21 protein-coding genes, 1 tRNA gene and 1 pseudogene are annotated in these 19,213 nt (G+C 65.9%); 10 read left to right on the forward strand and 13 right to left on the reverse strand.

What is annotated here, in order from left to right:
• The first annotated feature begins 7 nt into the window (after positions 1-7).
• The 5 genes and pseudogenes from rapZ to Ga0102493_RS11340 all read left to right on the forward strand — a co-directional run bounded on the left by rapZ (position 8) and on the right by Ga0102493_RS11340 (position 3,449).
• Positions 8-946, forward strand: coding sequence for an RNase adapter RapZ (rapZ, locus tag Ga0102493_RS11320; RefSeq protein WP_034900532.1), 939 nt, complete (start codon positions 8-10; stop codon positions 944-946).
• A 58-nt stretch (positions 947-1,004) separates the two neighbouring features.
• Positions 1,005-1,442 carry a PTS sugar transporter subunit IIA gene (locus tag Ga0102493_RS11325; protein WP_034900459.1) on the forward strand — a complete coding sequence of 146 codons (438 nt, stop codon included), beginning with the start codon at positions 1,005-1,007 and terminating at the stop codon, positions 1,440-1,442.
• Between the two features lie 47 nt (positions 1,443-1,489).
• Positions 1,490-1,780 carry an HPr family phosphocarrier protein gene (locus Ga0102493_RS11330; RefSeq protein WP_034900458.1) on the forward strand — a complete coding sequence of 97 codons (291 nt, stop codon included), beginning with the start codon at positions 1,490-1,492 and terminating at the stop codon, positions 1,778-1,780.
• Between the two features lie 69 nt (positions 1,781-1,849).
• A pseudogene (locus Ga0102493_RS11335) lies at positions 1,850-2,616 on the forward strand (IS5 family transposase).
• A gap of 32 nt (positions 2,617-2,648) precedes the next feature.
• Positions 2,649-3,449 (forward strand): TrmH family RNA methyltransferase, encoded by an 801-nt coding sequence (locus tag Ga0102493_RS11340; RefSeq protein WP_034906930.1) that lies wholly within the window; start codon positions 2,649-2,651, stop codon positions 3,447-3,449.
• Positions 3,450-3,497: 48 nt separating this feature from the next.
• Here the strand turns inward: Ga0102493_RS11340 and Ga0102493_RS11345 are convergent, their stop codons facing one another.
• Positions 3,498-4,922, reverse strand: coding sequence for a DNA recombination protein RmuC (locus Ga0102493_RS11345; protein ID WP_034906933.1), 1,425 nt, complete (start codon positions 4,920-4,922; stop codon positions 3,498-3,500).
• Between the two features lie 59 nt (positions 4,923-4,981).
• Positions 4,982-5,368: a DUF1622 domain-containing protein gene (locus Ga0102493_RS11350; RefSeq protein ID WP_051698493.1), complete on the reverse strand. Its 387-nt coding sequence runs from the start codon at positions 5,366-5,368 to the stop codon at positions 4,982-4,984.
• Between the two features lie 127 nt (positions 5,369-5,495).
• Between Ga0102493_RS11350 and Ga0102493_RS11355 the strand changes: the two genes are divergently transcribed.
• Positions 5,496-5,909: a four-helix bundle copper-binding protein gene (locus tag Ga0102493_RS11355; RefSeq protein ID WP_034906936.1), complete on the forward strand. Its 414-nt coding sequence runs from the start codon at positions 5,496-5,498 to the stop codon at positions 5,907-5,909.
• Positions 5,910-6,079: 170 nt separating this feature from the next.
• On the opposite strand, the gene Ga0102493_RS11360 is transcribed toward Ga0102493_RS11355, so the two are convergent.
• Both Ga0102493_RS11360 and recR read right to left on the reverse strand, forming a co-directional pair.
• On the reverse strand, positions 6,080-6,652 hold the full coding sequence (locus Ga0102493_RS11360; RefSeq protein ID WP_034906938.1) for a peptide deformylase: 573 nt from the start codon (positions 6,650-6,652) through the stop codon (positions 6,080-6,082).
• A gap of 100 nt (positions 6,653-6,752) precedes the next feature.
• Positions 6,753-7,349 carry a recombination mediator RecR gene (gene recR / locus Ga0102493_RS11365; protein ID WP_034906939.1) on the reverse strand — a complete coding sequence of 199 codons (597 nt, stop codon included), beginning with the start codon at positions 7,347-7,349 and terminating at the stop codon, positions 6,753-6,755.
• Positions 7,350-7,402: 53 nt separating this feature from the next.
• Between recR and fmt the strand changes: the two genes are divergently transcribed.
• Genes fmt through Ga0102493_RS11380 form a run of 3 tightly spaced genes read left to right on the forward strand, consistent with a single transcriptional unit; the run spans position 7,403 to position 10,187 of the window.
• Positions 7,403-8,308: a methionyl-tRNA formyltransferase gene (gene fmt / locus Ga0102493_RS11370; RefSeq protein WP_034906941.1), complete on the forward strand. Its 906-nt coding sequence runs from the start codon at positions 7,403-7,405 to the stop codon at positions 8,306-8,308.
• Positions 8,305-9,078: a tRNA pseudouridine(38-40) synthase TruA gene (gene truA, locus Ga0102493_RS11375; RefSeq protein WP_034906942.1), complete on the forward strand. Its 774-nt coding sequence runs from the start codon at positions 8,305-8,307 to the stop codon at positions 9,076-9,078. Before fmt ends, truA begins: the two co-directional genes overlap by 4 nt.
• Positions 9,075-10,187: a zinc-binding dehydrogenase gene (locus tag Ga0102493_RS11380; RefSeq protein ID WP_034906944.1), complete on the forward strand. Its 1,113-nt coding sequence runs from the start codon at positions 9,075-9,077 to the stop codon at positions 10,185-10,187. The genes truA and Ga0102493_RS11380 overlap by 4 nt, the downstream gene beginning before the upstream one ends.
• A 73-nt stretch (positions 10,188-10,260) precedes the next feature.
• On the opposite strand, the gene Ga0102493_RS11385 is transcribed toward Ga0102493_RS11380, so the two are convergent.
• The 8 genes from Ga0102493_RS11385 to Ga0102493_RS11420 all read right to left on the reverse strand — a co-directional run bounded on the left by Ga0102493_RS11385 (position 10,261) and on the right by Ga0102493_RS11420 (position 18,344).
• The gene (locus tag Ga0102493_RS11385; protein ID WP_081845805.1) at positions 10,261-10,713 is read right to left on the reverse strand and encodes an META domain-containing protein; all 453 of its coding nucleotides are present in this window, start codon (positions 10,711-10,713) and stop codon (positions 10,261-10,263) included.
• Between the two features lie 36 nt (positions 10,714-10,749).
• The gene (locus Ga0102493_RS11390) at positions 10,750-11,805 is read right to left on the reverse strand and encodes a linear amide C-N hydrolase (RefSeq protein WP_034906967.1); all 1,056 of its coding nucleotides are present in this window, start codon (positions 11,803-11,805) and stop codon (positions 10,750-10,752) included.
• A gap of 218 nt (positions 11,806-12,023) precedes the next feature.
• Entirely contained in the window at positions 12,024-12,575 is a 552-nt protein-coding gene (locus Ga0102493_RS11395; RefSeq protein WP_199796955.1) for a porin family protein, read from the reverse strand.
• Positions 12,576-12,774: 199 nt separating this feature from the next.
• The gene (locus tag Ga0102493_RS11400) at positions 12,775-14,127 is read right to left on the reverse strand and encodes a metal-dependent hydrolase family protein (RefSeq protein WP_081845806.1); all 1,353 of its coding nucleotides are present in this window, start codon (positions 14,125-14,127) and stop codon (positions 12,775-12,777) included.
• A 152-nt stretch (positions 14,128-14,279) separates the two neighbouring features.
• On the reverse strand, positions 14,280-14,876 hold the full coding sequence (locus Ga0102493_RS11405) for a hypothetical protein (RefSeq protein WP_150132464.1): 597 nt from the start codon (positions 14,874-14,876) through the stop codon (positions 14,280-14,282).
• Positions 14,877-14,996: 120 nt separating this feature from the next.
• Positions 14,997-15,983: an asparaginase gene (locus Ga0102493_RS11410; protein ID WP_034906948.1), complete on the reverse strand. Its 987-nt coding sequence runs from the start codon at positions 15,981-15,983 to the stop codon at positions 14,997-14,999.
• Between the two features lie 13 nt (positions 15,984-15,996).
• Positions 15,997-16,827 (reverse strand): hypothetical protein, encoded by an 831-nt coding sequence (locus Ga0102493_RS11415; protein WP_051698499.1) that lies wholly within the window; start codon positions 16,825-16,827, stop codon positions 15,997-15,999.
• Positions 16,828-16,907: 80 nt separating this feature from the next.
• Positions 16,908-18,344, reverse strand: a complete 1,437-nt coding sequence (locus Ga0102493_RS11420) for an amidohydrolase family protein (RefSeq protein WP_034906949.1) — start codon at positions 18,342-18,344, stop codon at positions 16,908-16,910.
• A gap of 130 nt (positions 18,345-18,474) precedes the next feature.
• Between Ga0102493_RS11420 and Ga0102493_RS11425 the strand changes: the two genes are divergently transcribed.
• A tRNA-Val gene (locus Ga0102493_RS11425) sits at positions 18,475-18,550 on the forward strand.
• A 65-nt stretch (positions 18,551-18,615) separates the two neighbouring features.
• On the opposite strand, the gene Ga0102493_RS11430 is transcribed toward Ga0102493_RS11425, so the two are convergent.
• Entirely contained in the window at positions 18,616-19,197 is a 582-nt protein-coding gene (locus Ga0102493_RS11430; RefSeq protein WP_034906950.1) for a TlpA family protein disulfide reductase, read from the reverse strand.
• Positions 19,198-19,213: the final 16 nt, after the last annotated feature.

A 19,213-nucleotide genomic window follows, 5' to 3' on the forward strand; every position in this document is an offset into this window, starting at 1 on the left:
GCGCGGCATGACGAATTCCAGCGAACCCGAGGCCAATGCAGGGACGACCGACCGCCAGCGCTTGCTGCTCCTCACCGGCCTGTCCGGTGCGGGCAAGTCGACCGCGCTCGATGTGCTCGAGGATCTCGGCTGGGAGACGATCGACAATTTCCCGGTGCGCATGCTCAAGCGGCTGGTGGCACGGCCGGGCGAGGAACAGGGACGCCTCGCGATCGGGTTCGATTCGCGCACGAGGGGTTTCGTCCCCGCCGACGTGATCGCGCTGGCTAAGGAGCTTGCGGGCCGCGACCAACTCACCACCAGCTTCATGTTCATGGATTGCGCCGATGCGGAGCTCGAGCGGCGCTTCAACGAAACCCGCCGCCGCCACCCCATGGCGCAGGGGCGCCCGGTGCTCGACGGGATCGCGGCGGACCGCGAACTGCTCGAACCGCTGCGGCGCTGGGCCGATATCGTCATCGACACGACCGCGCTGTCATCGAACGACCTGCAGGCGCGCATCCGCGAGCTGTTCGGCGAGCGGGACGCGGACGGGACCACGCTGACGATCTCGAGCTTCGGGTTCGCGCGCGGGATGCCGCCGCTCGCCGATCTCGTCTTTGACATGCGATTTCTCGACAACCCGCACTGGGCCCCGGGCCTGCGCGAGCTGACCGGCCGCGATGCGCCCGTCGGCGCGCATATCGAACAGGACCCCGCGTTCGCCGATGCCTTCGCGCGCATCCGCGACCTGCTGCTCACCCTGCTTCCGCGCTACCATGCCCAGGGAAAATCCTATGTCCATGTCGCCTTCGGCTGTACCGGAGGGAGACATCGCTCGGTCTACACCGCCGAGTGCATGGCGCAGGCCTTGCGCGAGCAGGGATTTTCGCCCACTGTCCGGCACCGCAATCTTGCCTCGCGCGCCGCGGACGAGCTCGAGCGCAGGCAGGCCGGTGTGACGTGACACGATTCCTCTCCAACGGGGCGCTGCAACGCCGTGAACAAATGGACGTAATTCCGGCATGATTGGTTTGATACTGGTCACTCATGGCCGCCTTGCGGACCAGTTCGTCGAGGCGATGGAGCATGTGGTCGGGCGGCAGGAAGGGATCGTCACGGTCTGTATCGGGCCGAATGACGACATGGAGCAGCGCCGGGCCGAAATCGCCGAGGCGATCACGACAGTCGATGAGGGCCAGGGCGTCATCATCCTCACCGACCTGTTCGGCGGCACGCCTTCGAATCTCGCGATCTCGCTGCTCGATGCGGGCCGCGTCGAAGTGATCGCGGGGATCAACCTGCCGATGCTGATCCGGCTCGCCGGAGCGCGCAAGACATTGGGCGTGGTCGAGGCGGTCGAGGCGGCGCAGAGCGCCGGGCGAACCTACATCACCGTGGCGAGCGAACTGCTCGGCGACGACGGCCGCGCGCCGCGCAAGGCGAGCGGCGGCTCGGGCTGACCCCGCACCGGGCAATCGAGAGAGAAGGCCAGGGAGGGGGCCGCAGGATGAACGAGAACAGGACCGAAATCCGCCGCAAGGTTATGATCGTCAACCGCCGCGGCCTTCATGCACGGGCCAGCGCTCGCTTCGTCGGCGCGGTGAGCGCGCTGGACGACGGGGTTGAGGTGCGCCTCGCAAAGGACGGCAACAGCGCTTCGGGAGGGTCGATCCTTGGCCTCATGATGCTCGGCGCGGCCAAAGGCGACGAGGTCGAGCTGGTCGTTGCGGGCGACAATGCCGAAGCCGTCATGGACGATCTCGCCGCTCTCATCGAAAGCGGTTTCGGCGAGGACTAGGTTCTGAACTCATAGATCTTGCGTATTTTGGGAGAGGCTGATTCAAGGTTTGCGGAAGGAGCCTTGGAGATGGCGCGTTTTGATTTGTCGGATGCCGAATGGGCGATCATCGAGCCTTTGTTGCCGAACCGTCCGCGCGGTGTAGCGCGAGTGGATGACCGGCGAGTGCTCAATGGGATCTTCTATGTGCTGCGAACCGGATCGCCGTGGCGCGATCTGCCCGAGCGCTACGGTCCGCACACCACGGTCTACAATCGTTTCAACCGGTGGGCGAAAGCGGGCGTGTGGCTGCGTGTATTCGAGGCGCTTGCGGCGCGAAGTCCGCGTTCGATGGCTTTGATCGACAGTTCGATCATCCGCGCGCATCAACACGCCGCGGGGGCAAAAAAGGGGGTCCGGATAACGCCATCGGTCGCTCTCGTGGCGGATTGAGCACCAAGATCAATGTGGTCGTCGACGAGCGCGGACTGCCCGTTCGCCTGATCCTCTCTCCCGGTCAACAGCATGACAGTCGTGCAGCAGGTGCCTTGCTCGCCGATCTTAGGCCAGGTGCCGTTGTAATCGGGGATCGCGCGTACGACAGCAATGCCCTGCTCACGCTGGTCGCAGATGCCGGAGGGCAAACTTGCACTCCGACGCCCCGCTATCGCAAACAGCAGCGCGTGATCGACGTCGAGCTCTATCGTCAGCGCAATCCAGTCGAGCGCTTCTTCAATAAGCTCAAGCACTTCCGCCGCATCGCCACTCGATACGACAAACTCGCTAGCAACTTCCTCGCAGCCGTAGCCCTCGCAGCCATCCGGCTCTGGACCAGAAATTATGAGTCCACGACCTAGTCTTGCCGCGGCCGGCGGCCTACGGACGATCCATGCGCAGGCACATCACCGGTTTCTCCAATCCCACAGTCAAGCACCTGCGCTCCTTGCGCGACAAGAAGCATCGCCGTCGGGCGGGCGAATTTCTCGTCGAGGGGCTGCGCCTGCTCGAGGATGCGCGCGCCAGCGGCCGCGTGCCGAGCCTGCTGGTGATGGCCGAAGGGCGCGCGCCGCACGCGCTGCTCGCCCGGCTCGAAGAGGAAGTCGAGGCGGCGGGCGGAGAAATCGTGGTGACCACGCCCGACATCCTCTCGAAGATCACTGGCAAGGAGAACCCGCAGGCGGTGGCCGGCGTGTTCGGCGAATGGGACACCGGCCTCGCCCGGCTCGACCGGGGAGCGGCGCCGATCTGGCTGGTCGCGCAGGACCTGCGCGATCCGGGGAATCTCGGCACGATGCTGCGCACCGGCGATGCGGTCGGGGCGGGCGGGCTGATCCTGATCGACGATTGCGCCGATCCCTTCAGCGCCGAGGCCGTCCGCGCGAGCATGGGCGCTGTGTTCACGCAGGGGCTCGCACGGGCACGGTGGAGCGAGTTCGTCGAATGGCTGCGCGCGGGCGAGGGCCAGCTGGTCGCGGCATCCCTGCGCGATGCGGTGCCTTATCGCGGGGCTGCCTACCGGGCGCCTTGCTTCATCCTCGTCGGCAACGAATCCCGGGGTCTGCCCGCAGCCTACGAGGCCGAATGCGACCTGCGCGTGACGATGACGATGCGGGGCAGAGCGGATTCCCTGAACGCCGCGGTCGCAGGGGCGGTTCTTGCCTATGAGGTGCTGGCGGCGCTGGAGGGGTGATGCTGTCAGCGTCCTGATCGAGCAGGACTCACCCGTCCGAGCCGACCGCTATTCCGCCGCGTCGCGATCGGCGCCGCTCGAACCATCCAGCTTTAGTGTCTCAGGCACACGCGGATTCGTCTCGATGAGATCGACATCGGCGATCTCCCTCTTGCCGATCTCCACCCCCTTTTCATGCATCTTGCGCGCCGACACGACAACGCGGCTTTCAAAGCTGCGCGTGAAATCGTTGTAGCTCGACACCGCACGGCCCAAATGCGTGCCCATCTTGCCGAGATCTTCGGTGACCTTGGCAAGACGATCATAAAGTTCCGCCCCCATTCGCCCGATCTCGGCGGCTTCCTCCGCCATCCGGTCCTGCCGCCAGACCTGCGCGACCGTGCGCGCGATCGCAACGAGGTTGGTGGGCGTCGCGAGCAGAACCTTGTTGTGGAAGGCGAAGTCCCAAAGTTCCGGATCGTGTTCGAGCGCGGCGGCGACGAAGTGTTCGCCGGGGACGAACATCACGACGTAATCGGGCGCGTCCTCGAACTGGCTCTGGTAGCCCTTAGACCCCAATGTCTGGACGTGGTTGCGCATGCTCTTGGCGTGGAGGTCGAGATGCCGCTTGCGCTCGGCATCGTCCTCCGCCTCGAACGCGGCCTGGTAGGCGTTCAATGACACCTTGGCGTCGATCACCAGCTTCTTCTGGCCCGGAACGTTGACGATCGCATCGGGTCGGAGGCGTCCGTCGGCGGTGTTGACCGATTGTTCGAGCATGAAATCGGTGTGCTCGGACAGGCCGCATTGTTCGAGGACGTTCTGCAGCGCCCGCTCGCCCCAGCGTCCGCGGGCCTTGGGTGCGTTGGTCAGCGAATTGCCGAGCCGTTCTGCCTCCTTGCGCACCTGTTCCTGAGAGACGCGCATCAATTCGATTTCGCGGTTGAGGCTGGAGAAGGCATCGGCGCGCTGTTTTTCCAGCGTTTCGACCTGGCGTTCGTATTTCTCCAGCCGATCGCTGACCGGTTTCAGCAGGTTAGCCACCGCATCCTTGTGCTGGCTCTGCGCCTCGCCAAGCCGTTTCGTCGCCTCGCTGTCGAAGCGAGCACGCGCCGCCTCCAGGACCTTGGCGCCGGTGTTCTCGAATTCCTTGAGCAGCTTTTCGCGCGATTCCTCGAGCAGGCGTTTCTGCTCCTCGAACCCGGCACGCTCGGCACGGAAGGTGGCGTTTTCCGCGCGCAGCTTTTCGACATCGCCCGACAGGCGATCGGCATGCGAGGCGCGTTCATTGGCCGCCGACAGCGCCGCCTTCGCATCCGAAAGCTCGATCCGCGCCTCGCCCAGTTCGGCGATCGCGGTCCTGAATTCCTCTTCGCGCGCGGCCAGCCGCGCCCGCAGGTCGGCCAGCGGGCGCGCGCCGAACCAGTGGCCGGCGGCAAGTCCGGATATCGCGCCGACAAGCAGCGCAGCGAGAGCGAGAATCGTCGGGTCCATGACCTTCCCCTACACGGAACGAATAGGGAACGCCAGCGTCTTTCTAACGATTTCCCCGACTATTGCTCCGCCTCGCCCGTCGCCTTCTTCTGCCACGGCCAGCGTCCGTCGATCTCGACCTCAAGGCTGAAACTGAGGAATGTCCGGATCAGCACGATCGCGCCCAGGACGAGGACGCTCTCAAGCGTCGGGTCGACCGCGACGGTCAGGATGATGTCGGCTGCGACCAGCAATTCGAGACCCGTGAGGATCGAGCGGCCGAGCATCCGGCGGAACACCGCGATGCTGTCGTCCTCTTGCGCCTTGCCTGTCCCGCCCCGGGCGAGATTGCGGACCAGGTGGCCGAGCGCGATGAGGGCCCCGAGCAGGATCGCGCCGATCCCGGCGAGTTCGAACACCCGCGCGACGGCGTGGACGATGGCGAGCATTGTGTCGTCGCTGAACATGCCGAGCAAACGGGCGATGAGGCTGGTGTGTTCCGCCCCCTGCCCCCCGCCGGGCCGCGCGGCGAGACGCGATCTCGGAACCGAACCCCGGCACGGCTCGCTTCATTGGCGAAGGAGGAGCGAAGTCATGTCGATCAAGGAAATGCTGAAGGAACACCCGCTCGCAGGCGGGGATCACGACGATCAGCTGGGCGAGGCGGTGAAGCACGCAATGTATGGCGCTGCGATCATGAACGCCTGCGCCGATGCGTGCCTTGCGGAGGCCGACGCGGATGCCCGCGCCGAATGCATCCGGCGCTGCATGGATGCATCTGATGCCTGCACCGCCTTCTACCGCATCGCCTCGCGCCGTGTGGGCGGCCACGTGCGCACGATCAAGGCGGTCGGCGCGGCGGCGATCATCGCCTGCGAGGAATGCCACCAGCTGTGCAAGCAGCATGACGATGCGCATTGCAGGCGCTGTGCGATGATGTGCGAGGAAGTGATCGCCGACGTGAAAGCCGCCGTGCACGGCCTGATGGACAACGAAGCGGCGGATTGAGGCCGCAAACTCGATGAACAGGCGCAAATTCGGCGCGCAGCGCCGTAAGGCCGGATTCGAAGCCGAAAGCGCAGACGTGCGAAGCGCACCTGCACCCCCGCCCGCAGCGGCCGCAGCTATGCTGCGCGCCTGGCGAGGACGACGGTGCGAATGCACCTTCGCAAGGCAAGCTAGGCCGCCTGACGGATCTTCTTGAGCTTTTTCAGCGCCATCGACCGCTTCAGCCGCGAGAGGTGATCGATGAACAGGATCCCCTCGAGGTGGTCCATCTCGTGCTGGAGGCAGGTCGCCATCAGCCCTTCGAGCTGTTCCTCGTGGTGGTTCCCGTCGAGGTCCTGGTAGCGCACCGTGCAGGTCGCCGGGCGATCGACGTCGGCGTAGATCTCGGGGACCGATAGGCAGCCTTCCTGATAGGTCGACAATTCCTGTGCCGGATCGACGATCACCGGGTTGATGAAGATGCGCGGGTCGTTCTTCGTCGCCGGATGGGTGTGCTTGTGCCCGTCATGTTCGCATTCGACCGGCTCGGCGTCCGGGTCCTCGGGCTGGAGGTCGATGACGAGCACGCGCTTGGGCACGCCGACCTGGATCGCGGCAAGGCCGATGCCGGGGGCATCGTACATCGTCTCGAACATGTCGGCGACCAGACTGCGCAGGTCGTCATTGAATTCGTCCGGTTCCACCGGGGTCGAGACGGTCTTGAGCCGGGGGTCCGGCACTTCGAGAATTTCGCGGATAGCCATGGGACGCAAGATAGTCGCGCGGTGCGTTTGCTGCAAGACAAAGGGGGCGATCACGATGATCGAAAATGCGCCGAGTCGAGCGGGCGGCGCACCCGTGGTGTCAGTCGAGCGGGCGACGCGCCCGCAGGGCCTGCGCCAGCGTACCCTCGTCGAGATAATCAAGCTCGCCGCCGACCGGCAGGCCGTGGGCGAGCTGGGTAATCCGGACATTGTGCGGTTCGAGCCGTTCGGCGACGTAATGCGCCGTCGTCTGCCCCTCAAGCGTCGCGTTCATCGCCAGCACCACCTCGTCGACCGCCCCGTTCTCGACCCGCGATAGAAGAGAGGGGATGGCAAGGTCCTCAGGCCCAACCCCGTCGAGCGCCGAAAGCCGCCCGCCCAAAACGTGGTAGCGTCCCTGGAACAGCCGCGCACGGTCGAGCGCCCAGACATCGGCGACATCCTCGACCACGCAGATCGCGCGCTCGTCGCGCCGGGGATCGGCGCAGATGCCGCAGGGGTCGCGCGTGTCGACATTCCCGCAGTTCGAACATTCGACGAGAGTCTGCGACACGGCGTCCAGTGCCTCGAGCAGAGCGGGGAGCGCGGCCTCGCGGTTCTTGACCAGCCACAACACCGCGCGCCGGGCCGAGCGCGGGCCCAGGCCGGGCAACCGGGCGAGCGCACTGGCGAGGGTCTCGATCTCTTGCGATGCCATGGGGGGACAGATAGGGGCGGACAGCAGTTTCACAAAGCTCGGGCTCCGCTCTTATGCGCATCATCTTCATGGGAACGCCCGATTTCGCCGTCCCGGCGCTTGTCGCGCTTCACGAGGCCGGGCACGAAATCGCCTGCGTCTACACCCAGCCGCCCGCGCGCGCCGGGCGGGGGAAGAACCTGCGCGCCTCGCCGGTGCAGACGAAGGCGGAGGCGCTGGGCCTGACGGTGCGGCACCCCAAATCGCTCAAGGGGGCGCAGGAACAGGCCGACTTCGCCGCGCTCGGGGCGGACGTGGCGGTGGTCGCGGCCTATGGCCTGATCCTGCCGCAGCCGATCCTCGATGCGCCGCGGCACGGCTGTCTCAACATCCATGCCTCGATCCTGCCCCGCTGGCGCGGCGCGGCGCCGATCCACCGCGCGGTGCTGGCGGGCGACGCCGAGACAGGGGTGACGATCATGCAGATGGAGGCAGGGCTCGATACCGGACCGATGCTGCATGTCGTCAAGACGCCCATCGACCGCAAGACGACCGGGGAACTGACCGGGGAACTGGCCGCTATCGGAGCGCGGGCGATGGTGGAAGTGCTTGCCGACCTCCCCGCCTTCCCGCCCGTGGCGCAGGACGACGCCGACGCCACCTACGCGCCCAAGATCGACAAGGCCGAGGCCCGGATCGACTGGTCGAACAGCGCGGAGACGATCGAGCGGCAGGTGCGCGGACTTGCCCCCTTTCCCGGTGCCTGGTTCGAATGGGGCGATGAACGGGTCAAGCTGCTGCTGGCGGAACTCGCGCAAGGCTCGGGCGAACCGGGCGAAGTGCTCGATGCGGACATGACCATCGCCTGCGGGTCCGGCGCGATCCGCCCCGTTCGCCTGCAACGCGCGGGCAAGCCCGCCATGGCGCGCGAGGACGTGCTGCGCGGGCGCCCGGTCGCGGCGGGAACGCGCCTGTCTTGACCCGCTTTGCTCTCACCCTCGAATTCGACGGCACGCCCTTCCACGGCCTCCAGCGGCAGGCCCACGGGCCGAGCGTGCAGCAGAGCATCGAGGATGCGCTCCACCGGATCACCGGCGAGGAGGCGACGCTTCACAGCGCAGGCCGCACCGATGCGGGGGTCCACGCGCTCGCCATGCGCAGCCATGTCGATCTTGCGAAAGACATCGCCCCGTTCCGCCTGATGGGGGCGCTGAACGCGCATCTGCGGCCCGACCCGATAGCGGTCACCCATTGCGAGATCGTGCCCGACGACTGGCACGCACGCTTTTCCTGCATCGGGCGGCGCTATCTCTATCGCATCGTCAACCGGCGCGCCCCGCTCACGCTGGGGCGCGGGCGCGCATGGCATGTCGCGGCCGAGCTCGATCCGCTCGCGATGCACCGCGCCGCGCAGGCGCTGGTCGGGCGGCACGATTTCACCACCTTCCGCAGCGTGCAATGCCAGGCGAAGGACCCGGTGAAGACGCTGGACCGGCTCGACGTCGCCCCGAGCGCAGGCGAGTTCGGCCCCGAAATCCACATCCGTGCCGAGGCGCGCAGCTTTCTCCACCACCAGGTCCGCTCGATGGTGGGCTGCCTCAAGCTGGTGGGCGCAGGCACGTGGCCCGAGCATCGCGTCGCCGCAGCGCTCGCAGCGCGCGACCGGTCCGAATTGGGCCTTAACGCGCCGCCCCACGGCCTCTACTTCGTCGAAGCGATCTATCCCGAAACCGGAGAGGAAACATCATGACAACGACCGGAAAACAGCTTTTCACCACCCTTACCGCCGACGGCAAGCTGACGCTCGAAGTGGCCGAGGCAAGCTTCCCCGAGCCGACCGGTAACCAGGTGCTGCTCAAGATGGAGGCGGCGCCGATCAACCCTTCCGACCTCGCGATCCTAACGGGCGCTGCCGATTTCGAGAACGCGGACTATTCCCCCGGCAAGGTCGTCGCCGACATGCCGGAGCCGTTCCTGTCGGGCCAGAAGGGCCGCCACGGCCAGCGTCTTCCGGCTGGCAATGAAGGCGCGGGCACGGTCGTCGCGACCGGCGACAGCGACGCGGCGAAGGCGCTGATGGGCCAGCGGGTCGCCTGCGTTCCTGGTACGGCGTTCTCGCAATACGCCATTGCCGATGCGATGATGTGCCTGCCGCTGGGCGATCACTCCGCCGAAGCCGGCGCGTCCTCCTTCGTCAATCCGATGACCTCGCTGGGCTTCGTCGAGACCGCGAAGATGGAAGGGCACGACGCGATCGTCCATCTCGCTGCCGCGTCGAACCTCGGCCAGATGCTCAACCGGATCTGCATCGAGGACGGAATGAAGCTGGTCAACATCGTGCGGCGCAAGGAACACGTCGACCTGCTGAAATCGCAGGGCGCACAATACGTCGTGAATTCATCGGACGACGATTTCATGGATCAGCTGCGCAGCGCCATTGCCGAAACCGGGGCCTATCTCGGCTTCGACCCGATCGGCGGCGGCAAGAACACCGACCATGTGCTCAAAGCGATGGAACAGGTCGCCTCCAGCCAGATGAAGGAATTCTCCCGCTACGGCTCGAACCAGGACAAGAAGGTCTACATTTACGGCAGGCTCGATTTCTCGCCCACCATCCTGACGCCTTCCTATGGCCTGCAATGGACCGTGTCGGGCTGGCTGCTGACGCCCTTCCTCCAGCGCGCGGGAATGGAGACGGTGGTGAAGATGCGCCAGCGCGTGCTCGCAAATCTCACCACCACATTCGCCTCGCATTACAAGAGCAAGGTCGACCTCGAAGGGATGCTGACCAAGGAGGCGATCTGCGACTACCGCCAGATGAAGACGGGCGAGAAATATCTCGTCACGCCCTGGGGCTGAAAGGGGCGCAGGGCCGCCGCAGGCCCCGCCGCCGGGAGAGGCGGCGGTCTTCGGCTTACCGGAGATCGCCCCTTCATTCGGCCTCTGTCGGTTCCCACACCAGAATGCCGCCATCGGCCATCAGCGCCATGTTGAGGCGCCCGTCCCGCATGACGTAGCTGCGCACGAAACCAAGCTGCTGGCCGAGCTTTTCGCTCAGCGAATCCGGCGGGCACATCGCCATGGTCGAGGCGATGTTCCCGAACTGGAGCGAGCCCTGCTTCGCGCCGGTGCTGGCGGTCTCGTAGGAACTGCGCCCGCGATTGCAGTCGAGCTTCATATAGGCCGTCCCGTCCTCGGCGAAGGTGATCGTGTAGCGGTCGGGATTGTCGGCGCGCGTGGTCCCCTGCGCATCGTCCATCGACTGCATTTCCAGCAGCCGCCAGCTCGTGCCGGCCAGCGGCTCGGCCATGTCTGGCGTGGTCGTGCAGGCGGCAAGCAGTGCAGCGCCCGCGATTGCGGACATTGAGGCAAGGATACGTGTCATTTCTGTTCTCCCTAGGTCAGAGGCTTGGCAAACGGGTCATTGGGCCGGTTCGAAGGTGAAAGGGGTGGCCGGGACGAAAGCGGCCGAGGTTTCGCCCGAATGGATCGCCGTCATGTCGAGGCCGAGGTCCAGTTTCATGACCCCTGCGCCTTCGCTGAAGTCGAGCTGGTCGAGTTCGACCCAGAAGACGTTCGGCGACACGGCGGATTCGACGTAGAAGCGACGATCCTTGTGGTCGGCCACCACCCTCCAGCGCGTGGTCGAAAGGTTGGGCGCATCCTCCATGCTGATGCCATAAGGGACCGAGGCATTCCGCATGACGCTGAATACGGAAGCCGCCGCAATCCGAGGGTCATCCGACTGGCGTACTGCGTCGATGTAGTGCGAAGCGCGCACGAAGCGATCGCTCGCGCGGTTCGTCCCGGGAAGGAACTCGCGTCCGTTGACGCCTTTCCAGTATGCCCGGATCGCGAGCTGATCTTCGAATCTCGGCTCGTTCGTCATCACGCGGTATTCGCGGGAATGGTGGATTTCGAGCTTGCCATCGACCCATTCGAGAATCGCACTGTCGCCGCTTGCATCGGACAGCGAGAGGTGGACCGTAGTCAGCTTGCCGGGCTGGTCTGGCACGTCGCCGGTAGCAAGGTCGATCGGGTTGCTGCGGATATGGTCGACCGCCTCTTCGACACTGGCGAAATTGTCGAGGAAGTATTGTGCCCACATTGACAGCGAAAGACGCGGTGTCGTCCCGTCATCCTCGGGATATTCGGAATCGGCCAGCCACAGCAGGTTCGCGACGAGCCCCTTCTCGTTCATCCCGTCGACGGTCGAGATGTCATAGCCCGAGAAGATCATGCTGCCGTGCTTCGAGGTCCACCTGACCGAACGAGGCCCGGCCGCCCCCTCGCGTTCCATTCCGCGCGGGAAGACCCAAAGGTTGGAAATCATCGGCAGCTTCCAGTCCATCGAGCGTCCGGTGAGCACGCGCCCCTCCGGCCCAAGATAGGTTACGCGGGTGCAGGCAAGAGCCTGCGCGCTAACCAGGCCAAGGGCGCAAAGCAGCACGGTGAAACACCTTATCAGGCTGGCCATGTCTTTCTCCTGCATCTGTTCAAGTCTTCGAAGGGGAAGAGGGTCATCCACAGGAACGGACCGGAAGCTGCCATTGCGGGGGAAGTGATGCTTCGCATGACACCGCCGGCGAGACAGGCCAGCGCGGGCGCGGCACGCGTCCGGGCGGGCGTCGCTGCGCTCGCTCGTTCCTTCTTGCCGATGGCGCTTTCGCGCACTGCGTCCAAGCCCGCCTCCCTTCAGAACCTCTGGGTCACGCCCACCAGCGGCCCGGTCTGGCTGCCCTCGAAGGCGGTACCCGCATCATCGTAGTCGAGATGAAGATGCCGCCAGCCCACGGATACGAAGGTGCTGCGGGCGATCCGGTAATTGAGCGTGCCGACAACCTGGTAGGTGAAGTCCGAGCCCACGCCGAAGCCGCCGATATCGGCATGGACGATTCCCGAAAGCCGCTCGGCGAGCGCGATGTTGACCCGCGCGGCCACGATCGGATCGACGAATGTCTTGTCGGGTGCGACGCTCACTCCGGCGAGCGGCACGTCGACCCGCCCGTCGAGATTCCACAGGCGCGCCCCTGCGAGCAGGTCGACCGTGATGTCGTCGCCATCCTCGACCCGGGCGCCTGCCAGCGCGGTGATCGCAAGCTGCGAGACCTCACCCGAAGCCGGTATGCCGGGCGGGACCAGCCCCTCGCGCGAGAGCGAGGCGTAGGACACGTCCGCAACGACCACGAAGCGGTTTCGCCGGAACTGCCCGCTGGCAAAGAAGGCCGCATCGAGATCCTCCAGCACCTCGCCGAAGGAATTGTCGAATTCGAGTGCCGGTGCGCCCGCGAAGGGGGTGAAATCTCCGGTCGCCTCGGCGAGCCAGCCATAGACGGTTATCTGCCCGCCCCGTCGGAAGCCTCTTCGTCTTCCACCTCCTGCGCATGGACGGGCGCCGCGAGGGCAGCGAGAGCGGCCGCACCCAGAAATGCCTTCGCAAGGTCCATCACGGCGCGCCCTTCACGATGCGGCCATCCTTCATGATGACGGCGAAATTGCGCTGCGGATCAGCGATCAGGTCGATATCGGCAAGCGGGTCGCCCTCGACGAGGATGAGATCGGCAAGCGCCCCTTCCTCCACCACGCCGAGCCGACCCTCATAGGGCGTGCGCGGCCCCGAGAGCGCGAGCAATTGCGCGTTGTCATGCGTCGCGAGGCGCAGCAATTCGGCCGGCGTGAAATAGGGCTTGAGCCGCAGGAGATAGGCGTTCTGCTGTTCGTTGAGATCGGGTTCGAACAGGAAATCGGTGCCCCAGGCGAGCTTGACGCCGAGCCGCTTCGCCAGGGGCCAGACGCGCTTCTGGCCCTCGATCACGGGCTTGCGCTTCTCGCGCCGTTTCGGGTCCATCGCCTCGGTCGATTCGACGAGCATCTGGCCCGACAGCCACACGCCCTTTTCCGCCATCAGCTTCAGCGTGTCCTCGTCGAGCAGGTTGCCGTGCTCGATCACCTTCACCCCCGCCTCGATCGCACGGCGGACCGATTTCGGATGATAGGCGTGGACGGTGACATAGGTGTTCCAGTCGGAGGCCGCATCGACCGCGGCCTTCATTTCGTCGAGCGTGTATTGCGTGACATCGAGCGGGTCGTATTCCGAGCTTGTCCCGCCGCCCGCGGCGATCTTGATCTGGCTGGCGCCGAAACGCAGGTTCTCGCGCACCGCGGTCAGCACTTCGGCCCGGCCATCGGCGATGACGCTTGCCCAGACCTGCTCGGCGCGCGGGATCTTGCCGGTGAAACGGCGCGATGGCTCGTCCGGCAGGCGCAAATCGGCATGGCCCGAAGTCTGCGAGATCATCGGCCCTGACGGCCATATGCGCGGCCCCATCACCCGGCCGCTGTCGATCAGGCGCTTCAGTTCGAAAGACGGCCCTCCGACATCGCGCACCGCGGTGAAGCCCCGCAACAGCATCGCTCGCGCCTGCCCGGCGGAAAGCTGCATCACCTTTTCAAGGCCCATGTCAGGTTCGAGCATCTGCGCGGGCGAAAGGCTGTTGAACATCATGTGGACGTGGTTGTCGATCAGGCCGGGCATCAGCGTGCGCCCGCGCCCATCGATCACGATCGCGCCCTCACCCGAAGCCTTCGCCCCGGCCCCGATCGCCGCGATCGTGTTGCCTTGCACCAGTACATCGGTCGAATCGGAGAGCGTTTCCGAAGATCCGTCGAATATGCGGACGCCGGTGAACAGGACTTCATCGGGCGGCGCATCCTGCGCGGAAACCGACACGCAGAAAAATGCAGCGAGCAGAAAGACCAGCAGCGGGCCGAGCGCGCCCTCGATCGAAGTCGTCCTCATGAAGGTCTCCCCTCCTTCCTTGCGACCCGACACTGTCTAGGCCTGCAATTTTATCATATGATGACAGATCGAGATGAATTTGAAAGAAACTTATTTCGCCAATGGAGCGATGAATAATATTTAATTATGATTTCACTCGATCTTCGGGTCCCTCAGTCGGCATATCGCTCGACTATCCAGGCCGCCTCGAGAACGAGGAAGGCGATCACGAGGGCAAGGTGGAACCGGCGATTGTCCCAGCGGATCGCGGCAAGGCAGGCGATTGCATAGGAGACCTGGCGCACCGGATAGAGCGCTCCGAGCGAGGCGAAGTGCGCCGGGCCCTTCAGCGCGGTATCGACCATGTCGAACAGGAACAGCGCACCCAGAAAGCCGAAGAACCAGCCGCGATGTTCGAAGAAGTAATCTTCGTAAGGCGCCCCTTCGTCCAGCTGGTCGGGAAACAGCAGCGCCGCCGTGAAGAAATGCAGCGAGGCGAAGAAGATGAGGAAGGCATAGGTCTCGAACGGCCAGAAGGTGACCTTGGCGAGCGCGAATTCGAACCACCAGAAATGCGCGGTCAGCAGAAGCAGGAAAATCGCCCACAGCGTATGGACGAGATAGGGCGTGTTGCGCCGCCGGTTCTGGGCGAAACCTGCAAGGCCGTTGAGTATCCGCGCGATGGCCAGCGAGGTGACCACGCCAAGGATCACTCGGATATGCGCGAAGGTCGCCTCGTCGACCTGTACCGGCTCCATCCCGTCGATCATGCGCACCTGCCCTGTGTCCGTCCCGCCGCACCAATGCGCTGGCCGGGCCGAGCCTAGGGCCGGGATCATCGCATTCCAATGCGCCGGGCGGGATATCGACAGGAGCGCGCCGCCCGCCGCTCACCGTCCGTCGAACGCCGCCTGTATCCGGGCGGGGTCGGTAATCCCGTTCGCGATCAGCACCATCAGCAGCACTCGCGCCTTGGCGGGGCCAAGTGCGCGCGCGGCGACGAAGCCGTGCGCATCGTCGTCGACCTCGACATTGCGATCGACCATCCCTTCATCGACCCGGGCCGAACGGACCACTGGCACGCCGCCTGCGGCTGCCCTTGAAAGCGCCTCGATCACCACGCGCGGCGCGTTGCCCTGCCCCATCCCGGCAAGCACGATCCCCTTGCATCCGATGCCGAGCAGCGCTTCGACAGGCTTTGCATCCATGCCCGCGCCCGCCGTCAGGATGGCGACGCGGGGAAGCGCGTCGGGCCAGGCAAAGCGCGCCGGGCTGCCGGTGCGGTGGGCGGGCGCGAACCAGTCGAGGCTCGAAGGGGTGACGCGCGCCAGCGGCCCGCGCGGAAAGCCCCTGAACGCGTCGATATTCGCGGTCGCGGCCTTGCGCACATCGGCGGCGGCGAAGACCGTGTCGGCCATGACGACGAGCACCCCGCGCCCGGCGCTTTCGGGATCGCTAGCCACCCGTACCGCATTGGCGAAATTGCGCATCCCGTCGCTTCCCACCGCGTCCGAGGGCCGCATCGCGCCCACCAGCACGACAGGCTTTCGCGGGGGCAGGGTGAAGTCGAGCAGGAAGGCGGTTTCCTCGGCCGTGTCGGTGCCATGGGTGACGATGATCCCGGCGATCACGGGGTCGTCCTGGGCCGCGGCGATGTCCCGGTGGAGCGCGTCCCATTCCTTCCAGCCGATGTCCTGCGAGCCGATCCGCGCGACGGGACGGGGGACAAGCTCCGCCTCGAGCTCGAGCGAGCCGGCTTCGCCGAGCATCGTCTCAAGCGCCACCTCGCCTGCGGCATAGGCCTTGCCCGTGCGCGTACGCGCCGCCCCGGCGATGGTGCCGCCGGTGCCGAGAACGAGGATGCGCGGTATCGTCATCGGGCCACCGCGCCTAGAGCGCGAGCGTCACGCGCGAGCCCGCGGCGATCAGACGGCCGCGCTCGAAAGCGAGCGTGCCGGGCCTTTCGGCGCCGGGATAGGCCTGGCCCAGCAGGTCGAGCGCTTCGCGGATATCCGCGGCGAGACCGGGCTTTGCGGCGAGGATCGCGGGCTCCGCATCCTCGAAAGCGCTCGCGGCGGCGCGATAGAAACCGTAGCCGTCGAGATAGGGTTCGTAACGATCGGAACCCTGCGCCTCGCCGTACATGGCGATCGCGCGGTCGATCATGTTGGAGGCGACCCGAGCGGCGATGTCGGCCTCGCTCGCCTGACTGTCCGGGGCCTTGCGCCCGGCTTCCTCGATGGCGGCCAGGATCGCGCCATAGCGTTCATTCACCTCGATATCCGCGCGGCCGGACAGCACCGCCTGCGAGGCCTCGTTGAAGCGCGGCTTCAGATCGGCGACGCCCAGTTCGGCAAAGACCGGGTCCATGTCGGCGAGCACTTCGGACACCGGGTGACCGAACATTTCCGCTGCCGGATCGGTCTTTCCGGCAAGAAAGGCGTCGTAGGCAGCGATCGCATGCGCCTCGGCCACGGCAAGCGCGGTGAGGTAGACCACCGGATCGCGGGCGGCGGCATCGAAATCGACGCCGCCCTCTCCGGTTTCGCCGCCCTCTCCGGCTTCACCACCTTCGCCGCCTTCGCCCGCGGGGCCGGGCTGCATTTCGGCGGTTTCGCCATCGGTATCGACGGGGGCTTCCTCCGCGCATCCGGCAAGGCCCGAACCCGCCAGCGCGCCCGCAAGCCCGAGTTGCGCCCATGTCTTCATTTCAACCTTCATCGCGCAGCCCTGTGCCTGTTTTTCGTCGCCCGCTCCCTAGGACGAGGGTGGAGCGCATGCAAAGGAAAGCGGGCAGCGGATCAAAGGCCGAGGATGGCCGGATCGATCCCCTGCGCCTCGAACGCCTCGACGAGATTGGCCTGCGTGCGGGCAAGATCGTGCGCGCTGGCGCGGCGCTGCATTTCAGCGAGCGCCTGACGGTCGAACAGCCGCCCGCCCGCGATCACCGCATCAGGCGAACCGAGCATGCCCAGATCGCCCCGCGGATCGCCGCCAAGCAGCAGGAGGTCGGCCCTCTGGCCTTCCTTAACGGCGCCCCATTCGCCTTCCTCGTCCAGCACCTTTGCCGCGTTCAGCGTCGCCATGCGCAGCGCATCGGAGGGCGCGATTCCCGCTTCGACCAGCAGGTGCAGTTCATCGAGCAGCGAAGTGCCGGGAATGTTGGTGAAGATTCCCGCATCGCTCCCTGCAACCAGCAGCACGCCTTCTTCGTGGAGCATCCTCGTCATCGCCTTGTAGAATTCGAACGCCGCGCGGTGGCGGATGGGGTCCTCGTTCGACCAGCGCTCGTATTCAGCGCCGCTGGCTGCGACGAGCAGCGGGTTGAGCCTGTCGGTGCCGGGCCGATCGAGATAGGCGCCTCCCGTCTCGGCCACCTGCAACAGGTTGTAGAAAGCGAGCAGGGTCGGATCGACCGGCACGCCCGCTTGCGCGATTCGCCGCGCGAGGGCACGGCCCGCCGCATCGTCATGCGCATCGCGAAGCCCGTGCCAGACGATGGATTCGACATGCTCGATCGTGACGAAGCCGTCGTCCAGCACCTCTTCGAAAGCGATGGCGAAAGGCTTCTCGTGAGGCATGCCCGGCAGCCGCTCACCCTCGGGCGTGTGGCCCATGATCGTCATGCCAAGCTGGCGCGCTTCCTCCAGCACCGCTTCATAGGCCGTGCGCGTGAGGTTCGAATAGACCTTGAGCCTGCGAAAGCCCGCCGCGTGGTGCGCCCGCACGGCAGCGCGCGCCTCCTCGGCGGTGACCACCATGTGATGATTGACCTGCGCATTGGGGCCGGGGCTGTTTAGGATCGGACCGGTCGTGACCAGCCTCGGACCCGGCATCTTGCCGCTCGAAATCCGCCGGGCGAGCCGCAGGTGGAACGGCATGCCCGAAGCGTTGCGGATTGTCGTGACCCCTGCCGCGAGATAGGCACCGAGCGAGGCTTCGTCCCAGACATGGACATGCATGTCGGCAAGGCCCGCCATGACGAGGCGGCCATTGCCCTCGATCATGCGCGCACCCGCCGGCGCTGTCAGCGATGAGGCCTCTATCCGCGCGATCCGTCCGTCGGCGATCAGGATCGAGCGCCCGGTCTCGATCCGGCCGCCCGGCTCGTCGAGGTGGAGCACGCTCACGTCATCGAGCAGGATCGTCTCGCCGTCCCCGGTCGTCCCGCCGGCCCCCGCCTGCGCGCTCAGCCCGAGCAGCGCGGCGAACCAGAAACCCAGATGCCAAATCCGCATGCCCCTCTCCGCGGTGACTTGCCCGGCGCAGCGAAGCCATCATCGCTCCCCGGCGACTGGTGGCAAGCGATCGAAGACCCGTGCTTGACCACCTCGATACCTAAGCCTAATCGGCATCCCTCTCGCAAGAGGGCGATTAGCTCAGTTGGTAGAGCATCTCGTTTACACCGAGAGGGTCGGCAGTTCGAGCCTGTCATCGCCCACCAGTTTCCGGACCGTCCGCGTGGCGATTTCGGCCGGATCACTCCGGGGCGCAGGGCCGAACCCTCGCCTAGCCGCCCAACGCTTCCCCGATGAGCGCGCGCGCCTCCTCACCGTCCCATTCATACCCGCCAGCGATCCGCAGCACCTCGCGCCCCTGTGCATCGTAAAGCACGGTGAGCGGCAGCTGGCCGCCCTCGCTCATCCGCACGGCCAGTTCGCTGCCGGGATCGAGCCACGGTTCGAGCCTTTCGAACCCGCGCTCGTCGAAGAAGGGCTCGACCTTTTCCGCCCCGCGAATGTCCTGGCTGACCGTCACCACCCTCAGCTCGCCCGCCATATCCTGCGCCAGCGCATCGAGCATCGGCATCTCGACCACGCAGGGCGCGCACCACGTCGCCCACAGGTTGAGCAGGACAGGCCTTCCTTCGAGACTGGCAAGATCGAGCGTATTGCCGGCGGGATCGGTGACCGTGAATTCGGGCAGCGGCTCCCCCGCCTGATCGCGCGAGACGACTCCGGCGAGCGCCGTGGTATCGTCCCCTTCCGCCGCCTGCGGGGCGTTCGTTGGTTGCGCCTCGCCCTCGCGCGCCCTATCGCAGCCGCCAAGCGCAAGGACCATCGCGGCCAGAATGAACGAGAAACGCAACATATCGGGTACCTCTCAG

The sequence above is a fragment of the Erythrobacter litoralis genome (assembly GCF_001719165.1).
Lineage (GTDB): Bacteria > Pseudomonadota > Alphaproteobacteria > Sphingomonadales > Sphingomonadaceae > Erythrobacter > Erythrobacter litoralis.

Bases quoted from the DNA above. Each gene is read 5' to 3' on its own strand.
- rapZ (WP_034900532.1), top strand. From the start codon at position 8: ATGACGAATTCCAGCGAACCCGAGGCCAATGCAGGGACGACCGACCGC.
- Ga0102493_RS11325 (WP_034900459.1), top strand. From the start codon at position 1,005: ATGATTGGTTTGATACTGGTCACTCATGGCCGCCTTGCGGACCAGTTC.
- Ga0102493_RS11330 (WP_034900458.1), top strand. From the start codon at position 1,490: ATGAACGAGAACAGGACCGAAATCCGCCGCAAGGTTATGATCGTCAAC.
- Ga0102493_RS11340 (WP_034906930.1), top strand. From the start codon at position 2,649: ATGCGCAGGCACATCACCGGTTTCTCCAATCCCACAGTCAAGCACCTG.
- Ga0102493_RS11345 (WP_034906933.1), bottom strand. From the start codon at position 4,922: ATGGACCCGACGATTCTCGCTCTCGCTGCGCTGCTTGTCGGCGCGATA.
- Ga0102493_RS11350 (WP_051698493.1), bottom strand. From the start codon at position 5,368: ATGTTCAGCGACGACACAATGCTCGCCATCGTCCACGCCGTCGCGCGG.
- Ga0102493_RS11355 (WP_034906936.1), top strand. From the start codon at position 5,496: ATGTCGATCAAGGAAATGCTGAAGGAACACCCGCTCGCAGGCGGGGAT.
- Ga0102493_RS11360 (WP_034906938.1), bottom strand. From the start codon at position 6,652: ATGGCTATCCGCGAAATTCTCGAAGTGCCGGACCCCCGGCTCAAGACC.
- recR (WP_034906939.1), bottom strand. From the start codon at position 7,349: ATGGCATCGCAAGAGATCGAGACCCTCGCCAGTGCGCTCGCCCGGTTG.
- fmt (WP_034906941.1), top strand. From the start codon at position 7,403: ATGCGCATCATCTTCATGGGAACGCCCGATTTCGCCGTCCCGGCGCTT.
- Ga0102493_RS11380 (WP_034906944.1), top strand. From the start codon at position 9,075: ATGACAACGACCGGAAAACAGCTTTTCACCACCCTTACCGCCGACGGC.
- Ga0102493_RS11385 (WP_081845805.1), bottom strand. From the start codon at position 10,713: ATGACACGTATCCTTGCCTCAATGTCCGCAATCGCGGGCGCTGCACTG.
- Ga0102493_RS11390 (WP_034906967.1), bottom strand. From the start codon at position 11,805: ATGGCCAGCCTGATAAGGTGTTTCACCGTGCTGCTTTGCGCCCTTGGC.
- Ga0102493_RS11400 (WP_081845806.1), bottom strand. From the start codon at position 14,127: ATGAGGACGACTTCGATCGAGGGCGCGCTCGGCCCGCTGCTGGTCTTT.
- Ga0102493_RS11405 (WP_150132464.1), bottom strand. From the start codon at position 14,876: ATGATCGACGGGATGGAGCCGGTACAGGTCGACGAGGCGACCTTCGCG.
- Ga0102493_RS11410 (WP_034906948.1), bottom strand. From the start codon at position 15,983: ATGACGATACCGCGCATCCTCGTTCTCGGCACCGGCGGCACCATCGCC.
- Ga0102493_RS11415 (WP_051698499.1), bottom strand. From the start codon at position 16,827: ATGAAGGTTGAAATGAAGACATGGGCGCAACTCGGGCTTGCGGGCGCG.
- Ga0102493_RS11420 (WP_034906949.1), bottom strand. From the start codon at position 18,344: ATGCGGATTTGGCATCTGGGTTTCTGGTTCGCCGCGCTGCTCGGGCTG.
- Ga0102493_RS11430 (WP_034906950.1), bottom strand. From the start codon at position 19,197: ATGTTGCGTTTCTCGTTCATTCTGGCCGCGATGGTCCTTGCGCTTGGC.